Annotated in this window: 11 protein-coding genes and 1 pseudogene; 8 read left to right on the top strand and 4 right to left on the bottom strand. The window is 61.3% G+C overall.

The genetic code is table 11. The features are described from left to right. From ABI660_RS15890 to ABI660_RS15875, 4 genes and pseudogenes are all read right to left on the bottom strand, one after another. Positions 1 to 937: pseudogene (locus ABI660_RS15890) on the bottom strand (aconitate hydratase B); the annotation flags it as partial. Between the two features lie 57 nt (positions 938 to 994). After that, positions 995 to 1,609, bottom strand: a complete 615-nt coding sequence (locus tag ABI660_RS15885; RefSeq protein WP_348069789.1) for a hypothetical protein — start codon at positions 1,607 to 1,609, stop codon at positions 995 to 997. A gap of 53 nt (positions 1,610 to 1,662) precedes the next feature. Next, positions 1,663 to 2,652 carry an aldolase/citrate lyase family protein gene (locus ABI660_RS15880; protein ID WP_348069787.1) on the bottom strand — a complete coding sequence of 330 codons (990 nt, stop codon included), beginning with the start codon at positions 2,650 to 2,652 and terminating at the stop codon, positions 1,663 to 1,665. 139 nt (positions 2,653 to 2,791) lie between these two features. Beyond that, entirely contained in the window at positions 2,792 to 3,778 is a 987-nt protein-coding gene (locus ABI660_RS15875) for a malate dehydrogenase (RefSeq protein WP_348069784.1), read from the bottom strand. A gap of 213 nt (positions 3,779 to 3,991) precedes the next feature. Between ABI660_RS15875 and ABI660_RS15870 the strand changes: the two genes are divergently transcribed. From ABI660_RS15870 to ABI660_RS15835, 8 genes are all read left to right on the top strand, one after another. Further along, positions 3,992 to 4,762, top strand: a complete 771-nt coding sequence (locus ABI660_RS15870) for a GntR family transcriptional regulator (RefSeq protein WP_348069782.1) — start codon at positions 3,992 to 3,994, stop codon at positions 4,760 to 4,762. 290 nt (positions 4,763 to 5,052) lie between these two features. Next, positions 5,053 to 5,496, top strand: coding sequence for a succinate dehydrogenase, cytochrome b556 subunit (sdhC, locus tag ABI660_RS15865; RefSeq protein ID WP_348069779.1), 444 nt, complete (start codon positions 5,053 to 5,055; stop codon positions 5,494 to 5,496). A 14-nt stretch (positions 5,497 to 5,510) separates the two neighbouring features. Beyond that, a complete protein-coding gene (gene sdhD, locus ABI660_RS15860; RefSeq protein ID WP_348069776.1) occupies positions 5,511 to 5,876 on the top strand; it encodes a succinate dehydrogenase, hydrophobic membrane anchor protein in 366 nt (121 codons plus the stop codon). A 32-nt stretch (positions 5,877 to 5,908) separates the two neighbouring features. Further along, positions 5,909 to 7,702, top strand: a complete 1,794-nt coding sequence (gene sdhA / locus ABI660_RS15855) for a succinate dehydrogenase flavoprotein subunit (RefSeq protein ID WP_348069773.1) — start codon at positions 5,909 to 5,911, stop codon at positions 7,700 to 7,702. Positions 7,703 to 7,720: 18 nt separating this feature from the next. Further along, positions 7,721 to 8,425, top strand: a complete 705-nt coding sequence (locus tag ABI660_RS15850; protein ID WP_348069771.1) for a succinate dehydrogenase iron-sulfur subunit — start codon at positions 7,721 to 7,723, stop codon at positions 8,423 to 8,425. Between the two features lie 263 nt (positions 8,426 to 8,688). Continuing rightward, positions 8,689 to 8,985, top strand: a complete 297-nt coding sequence (locus ABI660_RS15845) for a succinate dehydrogenase assembly factor 2 (RefSeq protein ID WP_348069768.1) — start codon at positions 8,689 to 8,691, stop codon at positions 8,983 to 8,985. A 37-nt stretch (positions 8,986 to 9,022) separates the two neighbouring features. Continuing rightward, positions 9,023 to 10,333, top strand: coding sequence for a citrate synthase (gltA, locus tag ABI660_RS15840; protein WP_348069766.1), 1,311 nt, complete (start codon positions 9,023 to 9,025; stop codon positions 10,331 to 10,333). An 89-nt stretch (positions 10,334 to 10,422) separates the two neighbouring features. Continuing rightward, complete coding sequence (locus ABI660_RS15835) at positions 10,423 to 10,803, top strand: hypothetical protein (RefSeq protein ID WP_348069763.1); 381 nt, start codon at positions 10,423 to 10,425, stop codon at positions 10,801 to 10,803. The last annotated feature ends 58 nt before the right edge of the window (positions 10,804 to 10,861 follow it).

Genomic DNA, 10,861 nt, shown 5'->3' with positions numbered 1-10,861 from the left:
TCACGTCGCCCATGGCCATCTGGCTCACGTCGAGTTCGATCGGCAGCGCGCCGGAATCTTCCATGGTGTTGTAGAAAATCGGAGCGATCTTGGAGCCCAGGCAGACGCCGCCGAAACGTTTGTTCGGCACGTAGGGGATATCCTGGCCGGTGAACCACAGCACCGAGTTGGTGGCTGACTTGCGCGAAGAACCGGTGCCAACCACATCGCCAACATAAGCGACCAGGTTGCCTTTGGCCTTGAGTTCTTCAATGAATTTGACCGGACCGCGCTTGCCGTCTTCCTCGGGCGTCACGCCAGGGCGTGCGTTCTTGTGCATGGCCAGCGCATGCAGCGGAATGTCGGGGCGGCTCCAGGCGTCGGGTGCGGGCGACAGGTCGTCCGTGTTGATCTCGCCTGCCACCTTGAAAATCGTGAGCTTGATTGACTCCGGCACTTCCGGGCGGCTGGTGAACCATTCGGCGTCGGCCCAGCTCTGCAGCACGGCCTTGGCGTACTTGTTGCCCTGGTCGGCTTTTTCCTTGACGTCGTGGAACTGGTCGAACATCAGCAATGTGTTTTTCAGGCCGCTGGCGGCCTGGGTGGCCACGCTGTCTTCGGCGTCGTCCAGCAACTCGATCATGGGGCTGATGTTGTAGCCGCCCAGCATGGTGCCCAGCAGCTGCGTGGCTTTTTCACGCGAGATCAGCGCGCATATTTCGGTGCCGTGCGCCACGGCGGCAAGATAGCTGGCCTTGACCTTGGCCGCGTCGTCCACACCAGCCGGCACGCGGTGCGTGATCAGCTCGACCAGAAAGGCCTCTTCGCCTTTGGGCGGGTTCTTCAGCAGCTCAATGACCTCGCCGGTCTGCTTGGCAGACAGTGGCAACGGTGGAATACCGAGGGCGGCACGCTCGGCCACGTGGTTGCGGTAGGTTTGTATGAACTCGGGCATCATGGTTTTCTTCTCCTGTACTCAAAAATTTGCACGCTCAACGCGTGCTGTCGCGGTCTGTTATTGGGCTTTGGCCGGGGCAGTTGCCGGCTGAGCAGAACCCGTGCCAGCCTTGGCAGCTGGCAGTGCTTCCAGAATGCTGGTTGGGGGGTTCTTTTTCATCTCGTCGGCAAAGGTCACCTGCGCCGGGCTCATGCATTCGTCGGCCAGGCGCTGGCCCAGTTTCTGGCTCATCAGCATGGACTTGTTGCCCAGCTGCAACCACATGGCGCCGGCGCGGCCGTCCTCCAGACGGATGGCGCCGGTGCGGCTTCCGACCGGATGCATGCGGAAACGCTGCTTGCCTGTCTGCACCAGGAAGAAACCCGGGCGTTTTTCGTTCGGCGTGATGGTGACGGAAGCACCCAGCTCGCAGGGGATCGTGCCGACATAAACCCGCTTGGCGAGCTCCAGGTCTTCCGGGGTCAGGGTGACAGTAGGGTCATCATCGATGGGGGTGACTTCTTCCACCGCCTTGGCGGCGGAGCGCTTGATCGGCGCGCGCTTGGGGGCCTGTGTCGGCTGCGTAGCCGAGGAGGATGCCGCAGCTTTGGGCGCCGGTTTAGGTGCAGCTGTCTGTGCCAGCAGCAAAGCGGGAGCGGCAAGCGCCAGGGCAGAAAGAAGAATGCGTTTCATGGGGTTTCCTTTGGAAAAGGTCGGCAAATAACTGAGCAGCGAATGGAAAGCAACTAATGAACTACGGCAGAAAAATAGGCCTGCGCCTCATGCGGTAACACGCGGCCGGTCCGGTGGGCTCGCTCCAACACCTGCCAGAAAAAGCGGTAACTGGCCCGGTCGTGGAGTTGACCCTCAAAACTGATGGGCGCCCAATCAGCGCGGGCGCCAGCAGCTATTATTTTTGTAGCGACTTCGATTTCGCCTTCGCTGGGCGCAAAAGCCTCCAGGATGGGACGGATCTGGGCCGGGTGAATGCTCCACATGCGGGTGTAGCCAAATTCGCGGGCGGCTTTTTGCGCAGCCGCCTTCATGGCCGCAGTGTCACTGAATTCGGTGACAACGCAATGCGAAGGGACTTTGCCATGGGCATGGCAGGCTGAAGCGATCTCGAGTTTTGCGCGCACCACCAACGGGTGCGCAAACTGTCCCTGGCTGCCCATGGCGTCGCCCGGGATGGCACCGCCATGGCTGGACACAAAATCCATCAACCCGAAGCTGATGGACTGCACGCGCGGATGCGCGGCAATCTCGAACGTGCGGTACACCGAGGCGGGCGACTCCAGCAGCACATGCAGGGGAAGACTGGTTTGCGCCACGGCGGCGAGCGCAGCGACTGCACGCTCAACGTCATCCACGGACTCAACCTTGGGCACCATGATGTGGCTCAGGCGGTGGCCGACCTTGCCGCCGATGGAGACGATGTCCATCTCGAAGGCCGGATGATCCACCGCATGAACCCGCACGGCGACGCGTGCCTTGTCGCCCGCCAGCGCTACCATCGCCACCACCAGGGCTGCGTGGTCTGCCTCGCCGCCCACAGGGGCACCGTCTTCGCAGTCGAGCGTGACGTCAAAAACGCAGGTGCCGAACTCTTCGGTCATTTCCGCCTGCAGTTGCAGGCTTTTGCGCATTCGCGCCTCGACGCCGCTGTAGTGGTCGCACACCGGAAGAAAACCGGTTTGCGCCTGGGCACCAAGCAGAACGTCGCGGGGATGTTTCATTGAATAAACGCAAGTTCTCGGGCCGTAGCGAGCGGCTCGCGGGCTAGGCGCGGGTGGCAGGTAACCGGAGTGCACTTAAGGTGCACGAGGATTGCCTGACGGGCCCCGCAACAACGCTCCCGAGTCGCGCAGTAGGCCATTACAGGAGGTGCTTGACGCCGTCTTGCTCGCCCTTGAGCTCGTCCAGGGTCTTGTTGATGCGTTCCTGGCTGAAGGCGTCGATCTCCAGGCCTTCGACCAGCTTGTACTCGCCGCCTTCGCAGGTGACGGGGAAGCCGAACATGATGTCTTTCGGAATGCCGTATTGACCGTCGGAAGGAATACCCATGGTGACCCATTTGCCCTTGGTGCCCAGCGCCCAGTCGCGCATGTGGTCAATGGCGGCGTTGGCAGCCGAGGCAGCGGATGATGAACCGCGTGCTTCGATGATGGCCGCGCCGCGCTTGCCCACGGTCGGCAGAAAGGTGTTGGCGTTCCATTCCTGGTCGTTGATCATCTTGGCGACGCTTTCGCCCTTGATGGTGGCAAAGCGATAGTCAGCGTACATCGTGGGCGAATGGTTGCCCCAGACGGTGAGTTTTTCGATGTCAGCCACGGCCTTGCCAGTCTTGGCGGCGAGCTGGCTGGCAGCGCGGTTGTGGTCCAGGCGCAGCATGGCGGTGAAGTTCTTGCGTGGCAGGTCCGGCGCGCTTTTCATCGCAATATAGGCATTGGTGTTGGCCGGGTTGCCGACCACCAGCACCTTGACGTTGCGGCTGGCGACAGCGTTCAGTGCCTTGCCCTGGGCCGTGAAGATGGCGCCGTTGACGGCGAGCAGCTCGGCGCGCTCCATGCCCGGGCCGCGCGGACGCGAACCGACCAGCAACGCGTAGTCCGCATCCTTGAAGGCCTTCATCGGATCGTCATAAGCTTCCATGCCGACCAGCAGCGGGAAGGCGCAGTCGTCCAGTTCCATCATCACGCCCTTGAGCGCCTTTTGCGGGCCTTCGACCGGCACTTCCAGCAGTTGCAGAATCACCGGCTGGTCCTTGCCCAGCATTTCACCGGAAGCGATGCGGAACAGCAGTGCGTAACCGATTTGACCAGCGGCCCCTGTAACGGCAACACGGACGGGTTTTTTGCTCATGATGGAGAACTCCAGGAAGGTTGTAAATCGGTTGGATGGGTAGAAATGAGGTAGCTTGCGCAGCTTGAGGCACCTGAAAACGCATGTGAACTGCGTCACACCGGGGCAAGCCTTGCGTTGACTCAGCCAAAGATTTTACGCTGGAAAACCCGGAGGCGTCAATTTGTCTTATGTCTTATATAAGATATGATTGCGGAGATTCATACCTCTCCCATGGCCGCCATTCCTACCCCGTCCGCCGATGATTTTGCAGGTGCCACGCCGGCCTTCAGCCCGCTGTACCAACAGATCAAGGGCCTGATCCTGCAGAGCCTGCAGTCCGGCGAGTGGAAGCCCGGCGAAACCATCCCCTCCGAGATGGACCTGGCAGCCCGCTACCGCGTGAGCCAGGGCACGGTGCGCAAAGCCATCGACGAGCTGGCCGCCGACAACCTGGTGGTGCGTCGCCAGGGCCGGGGCACTTTTGTGGCCACACATGCCGAGCAGCATGTGCAGTTCCGCTTTCTCAAACTGGTGCCTGACAGCGGCACGCCGGGCAGTGAAGGCCCGGCGCAGCGCGACATCATCGACTGCCGCCGCGTGCGCGCCAGCGCCGACATTTCCCGCGCGCTTGCGCTGCGCACGGGGGATGCCGTGCTGCAGGCGCGCCGCGTCCTGAGTTTTGCCGGCACCCCCACGATTCTCGAAGACCTGTGGCTGCCCGCCGCCCCCTTCAAGGGCCTGACCGCCGAGCGGCTGGCCGACTACCACGGCCCTATGTACGCGCTGTTTGAAACCGAATTCAACGTACGCATGGTTCGCGCTGAAGAAAAAATACGCGCCGAGCCCGCCACCGACGGGCGCGAACTGCTATTGAAAGTAGAGCACGGCACGCCGCTGCTGAGTGTTGAACGCATTGCCTACACCTACAACGATGTGCCGATGGAACTGCGGCGCGGCTACTACCGCACCGACACACATCACTACCGCAACACCCTGAGCTGAGGCCACACTTTATGGCCTTCCGGGCAACTCGCCGGCGCTTCCGCGCCACCTCCGCAGACTGCCTGGAACTGCCTGTCATGTTCATGTCAGCTTGCGCTACTCCACTTGCGGCGGAGGAAAGTTACTGGTTTCCCCTCTCGCTTTTCCGACAAAAACTTGCCGCCACGCTCCGCACAGACCGGACGGATGCTGCGTTGCAATAGAATCCGGATGTTTTAGTTGTAATTGCGTCGCGCTTGCCGGGCAGTTACCAGGCAGTTACAAGACCTCTCTCCCACGAAAGCCCCACAATGACAGAGCTGGCATCCAAACAGCGTCCCAAGCGGCCCGAGTTCCGCAACATCAACGCCTTCAAGGACCTGACCACCTACCGCATGACAGCGGCGGCCTGGGTCTCCATCCTGCATCGCGGCAGCGGCATCATCATGTTCATCCTGCTGCCCTTCATCATCTGGATGTTCGACACTTCGATTTCTTCCGAAATCTCCTTCGAAAAATTCAAGGCTGCTTTCGGTGTCGGCATGCTGGGCTTGCCTGGTTTCATCTGGAAGCTGGCGGCACTGGCGCTGATCTGGTCCTACCTGCATCACTTCATCGCCGGCCTGCGCCATCTCTATATGGATGTCACGCACTCCCTGAGCAACGAGTTCGGCAAGAGCACCGCGCTGGTCACGCTGGGCCTGAGCATTTTTCTGACACTGGTGCTGGGCGCCAAGCTGTTCGGTCTTTACTGAAAAAGGAGCAAGACATGTCTGTGAACTACGGCTCCAAACGCCTCGTTGTCGGCGCGCATTACGGCACTCGCGACTGGCTGGCCCAGCGCATCACCGCAGCCCTGATGGCTCTCTTTACCGTGCTGTTGCTGGTACAGGTCATCTTCAGCAAAGGCCCGATCGGCTACAACCAGTGGGCCGGTATCTTTTCTTCGCAGTGGATGAAAGTGTTGACTTTCACCGTGATCCTCGCGCTGGCCTACCACGTGTGGGTCGGCATGCGCGACATCTGGATGGACTACGTCAAGCCCGTGTGGCTCAGGCTGTCCCTGGAAGTGTTCACCATCGTCTGGCTGGTCGCCTGCGCCGGCTGGGGCATTCAAGTCCTGTGGCGCTTCTGAGCCGCATCTGACCCACGACTGAAAAACAAAACATGACTGCATCCTCCAAGCTTCCCAAACGAAAATTTGACGTGGTGATCGTCGGCGCCGGCGGCTCCGGCATGCGCGCCTCGCTGCAGCTGGCGCGCGCCGGCCTCAACGTGGCCGTGCTCTCCAAGGTGTTCCCGACGCGCTCGCACACCGTTGCTGCCCAGGGCGGCATCGGCGCCTCGCTCGGCAACATGTCCGAAGACAACTGGCACTACCACTTCTACGACACCGTCAAGGGCTCCGACTGGCTCGGCGACCAGGATGCGATTGAATACATGTGCCGTGAAGCGCCCAAGGTCGTGTACGACCTTGAGCACATGGGCATGCCGTTTGACCGCAACCCTGACGGCACGATTTACCAGCGCCCCTTCGGCGGCCATACCGCCAATTACGGCGAAAAGCCGGTGCAGCGCGCCTGCGCCGCCGCCGACCGCACCGGCCACGCCATGCTGCACACGCTGTACCAGCAGAACGTCAAGGAAAAAACCAGCTTCTTCGTCGAATGGCTGGCCATGGACCTGATCCGTGATGCTGCCGGTGATGTGGTTGGCGTGACCGCCATCGAGATGGAAACCGGCGACGTTCACATCTTCGAAGCCAAGACCACCTTGCTGGCCACCGGCGGCGCCGGCCGTATTTTTGCCGCTTCGACCAACGCTTTCATCAACACCGGCGACGGCCTGGGTATGGCGGCGCGCGCCGGCATTCCGCTGGAAGACATGGAGTTCTGGCAGTTCCACCCGACCGGCGTGCATGGCGCCGGCGTGTTGCTGACCGAAGGCTGCCGCGGCGAAGGCGCTATTTTGCGCAACAGCAATGGCGAGCGTTTCATGGAGCGTTATGCACCGGCCTACAAAGATCTGGCGCCGCGCGACTACGTGTCGCGTTGCATGGACCAGGAAATCAAGGAAGGCCGCGGCTGCGGTCCGAACAAGGACTACATCAACCTCGACATGACCCATCTGGGCGCCGAGACCATCATGAAGCGCCTGCCCTCGGTGTTCGAAATTGGCCACAACTTCGCCAACGTCGACATCACCAAGGAACCGATTCCCGTGGTGCCGACCATCCACTACCAGATGGGCGGCATCCCGACCAACATCCACGGCCAGGTGGTCACGCAGGACGCCAGCAACAAGAGTCAGGTCGTCAATGGCCTTTATGCGGTCGGCGAATGCGCATGCGTCAGCGTGCACGGCGCCAACCGCCTGGGCACCAACTCGCTGCTCGACCTGCTGGTGTTCGGCCGCGCGGCCGGCAACCACATCGTTGAATACAACAAGACCACCTCGCACAAGGGCCTGCCTGCCGATGCAGCCGATGCCACGCTGGCACGTATTGCCCGCCTGGACAACGCAACGGACGGCGAATACGCACAAGATGTGGCCAACGACATCCGCGCGGCCATGCAGCAACACGCCGGCGTGTTCCGCACCCAGGCCATCATGGACGCCGGTGTCGCCAAGATCGCCGAGCTGCGCAAGCGCGTGAGCAATATCGGCCTGAAAGACAAGTCGAAGATTTTCAACACGGCGCGAATCGAGGCGCTGGAAGTGGAGAACCTGATCGAGGCCGCCCAGGCCACCATCGTTTCTGCCGCCGCCCGCCACGAAAGCCGCGGCGCGCATTCGGTCGATGACTACGGCGACACGCCTGAACACCCGAACGGCCGCAACGACACCGACTGGCACAAGCACACGCTCTGGTACAGCGAGGGCAGCCGCCTGGCTTACAAGCCCGTGCAGATGAAACCGCTGACCGTCGACTCCATCCCTCTGACCGTTCGCTCCTTCTAAAAGACAAGCGGAAACCCCATGACCAAACGCACTTTCCAGATTTACCGCTACGACCCCGATCAGGATGCCAAGCCCTACATGCAGACCATTGAGGTCGAGCTCGACGGCAGCGAGCGCATGCTGCTCGACGCCCTGATGAAGCTCAAGGCGCAGGACCCGACGATTTCCTTCCGCCGCTCCTGCCGCGAAGGTGTCTGCGGTTCGGACGCCATGAACATCAACGGCAAGAACGGCCTGGCCTGCCTGACCAACATGCGCACACTGCCGGGCACTATCGTGCTCAAGCCCCTGCCCGGCCTACCGGTGGTGCGCGATCTGATCGTCGACATGACGGACTTCTTCAAGCAGTACAACTCGATCAAGCCCTACCTGATCAACGACAACGTGCCGCCCGAGAAGGAACGCCTGCAGAGCCCCGAAGAGCGCGACGAGCTCAACGGCCTGTACGAGTGCATCCTGTGCGCCAGCTGCTCAACCAGCTGCCCCAGCTTCTGGTGGAACCCGGACAAATTCGTCGGCCCGGCCGGCCTGCTGCAGGCCTACCGCTTCATCGCCGACAGCCGCGACGAAGCCACTGCCGACCGCCTGGACAACCTGGAAGATCCCTACCGCCTGTTCCGCTGCCACACCATCATGAACTGCGTCGATGTGTGTCCCAAGGGCTTGAACCCGAGCAAGGCCATCGGCAAGATCAAGGAAATGATGGTGCTTCGCACTGTCTAGATATGGCCCCCACGCTTGTCGCTTCGCGTACTACGCTGCCCCCCGGGGGGGCGCGTTTCGCCTTGGGGCGGCCCGGCGGCGAAACCATGGCCCCCACGCTTGTCGCTTCGCGTACTACGCTGCCCCCCAAGGGGGCGCGTTTCGCCTTGGGGCGGCCCGGCGGCGAAACCATGGCCCTCACGCTTGTCGCTTCGCGTACTACGCTGCCCCCCGAGGGGGCCGCTGCGCCTGCGGCCCCTGCTGGTGAAGAGGAAAGCTAGATCATGCAGACAAGCGACGAACTTCTTGGTGAACGGGCATTGAGCAAGCTCAAGTGGCGCTGCCGCCGGGGTCTGCTCGAGAATGATTTGTTCATTGAACGTTTTTTCCGCAAGCATGAAGCGGGCTTGACCGTCAGGCAGGCCAAAGGTCTGGATGATTTAATGGACTTGTCCGACAACGACCTGATGGATTTGCTGCTAAAACGTAAAGAGCCCAGCCAGCTGCCAGCCACCAGCGCTGCCACAGCCGAAGCACTGGAAGTGCTGACCATGATGCGGGTCCCATCGCCCGCCCACTGAACGACCTCCTTGAATTGATGTAGAAAGAAACCCTGAAATGAAACTCGCTGACAACAAAGCCACCCTCTCCTTCAGCAACGGCAGCCCCAGCGTCGAATTGCCGGTTTACCACGGCAGCGTCGGTCCCGATGTCGTGGACATTCGCAAGCTGTACGCACAGACCGGCATGTTCACTTATGACCCGGGCTTTCTGTCCACGGCGGCCTGCCAGTCGGCCATCACCTACATCGACGGCGACAAGGGCGAACTGCTGTACCGCGGTTACCCCATCGAACAGCTGGCCACCAACTGCGACTACATGGAGACCTGCAACCTGCTGCTGTACGGCGAGCTGCCCAATGCCGAGCAGAAAAAAGATTTCGTCAGCCGCGTGACCAACCACACCATGGTCAACGAGCAGATGCAGTTTTTCCTGCGCGGTTTCCGCCGTGATGCGCATCCTATGGCCATCATGACCGGCCTGGTCGGCGCCCTGTCGGCCTTCTACCATGACAGCACCGACATCACCAACCCAGAGCACCGCGACATCTCGGCCATTCGCCTGATCGCCAAGATGCCGACGCTGGTCGCCATGGCCTACAAGTACACCGTGGGCCAGCCCTACATGTACCCGAAGAACAACCTGAGCTACGCCGGCAACTTCCTGCACATGATGTTTGCCACGCCGTGTGAAGAGTACAAAGTCAACCCCGTGCTCGAACGCGCGCTGGACCGCATCTTCATCCTGCACGCTGACCACGAGCAAAACGCTTCCACCTCCACGGTTCGCCTGTGCGGTTCGTCCGGCACCAACCCGTTTGCGGCGATTGCTGCCGGCGTGGCCTGCCTCTGGGGCCCAGCACACGGCGGCGCCAATGAAGCGGCGCTCAACATGCTGGGCGACATCCAGAAGGCAGGCGGTATCGAGAAAATCGGCGACTTCATCAAGCAAGTCAAGGACAAGAATTCCGGCGTTAAGCTCATGGGTTTTGGCCATCGCGTCTACAAGAACTACGACCCACGCGCCAAACTCATGCAGGAAACCTGCAAGGAAGTGCTGCAGGAGATGGGCCTGGAAAACGACCCGCTGTTCAAGCTGGCCATGGCCCTGGAAAAGATTGCGCTGGAAGACGAATACTTCGTGTCGCGCAAGCTCTACCCCAACGTCGATTTCTACTCCGGCATCGTGCAGCGCGCCATCGGCATCCCGGTGCCGCTGTTCACCGCAATTTTTGCACTGGCCCGCACCGTCGGCTGGATTGCGCAGCTGAACGAAATGATCGGCGACCCCGAATACAAGATCGGCCGCCCGCGCCAGCTGTTCAACGGTTCGATGACGCGCGATGTGAAGCCCCTCGCCAAACGCTGATCCGATTCATCGACCCGTTCGCATGAATCAAGCCCGCCCGTGGCAACACCGGCGGGCTTTTTTGCGACCATTGACGTCAGGAGCATTTTTTGAAAACCATTCAAACCGCCGATGAACTGCGCCAGGCCATTGCCGGAACAGCGCCGCCCCGCGCCTGCAGCTGCGCACTCGGCGCCTGCGCCGGCTGGGAAAGCCTGGCCGAATACCGCTGGGAAACCAAACAGATGACCCAGGTTGCCACCCTGCGCAACCCAGCCGTGGACGAACCGACCCTTGAGGAATTCCATCCCCAGGGCACACGCTACGACTCGCCCAAGGCGCCGGTGGCTGTCTCTTTCTTTCCCTACAACCGCTGCGATGTCTGGCACTGCACACGTTGCGACCGACATTTGCTGCGCTACACCGAGTTCGGCGGCTACAACGTGGATCCGCGGGTTCGGGCACTGGATCCCGGCAACATGGTGGACTGAAGCATTAGCTACTGTTTTGATAGCTGCTTGCGCCCGCCCCATAAGGGTTGGAGCCCTA

It is taken from the genome of Polaromonas sp., assembly GCF_039930745.1.
Lineage (GTDB): Bacteria > Pseudomonadota > Gammaproteobacteria > Burkholderiales > Burkholderiaceae_C > Polaromonas.
Note: the sequence above shows the minus strand (reverse complement) of the source record. Positions and strands in the feature narration are given on the sequence as shown.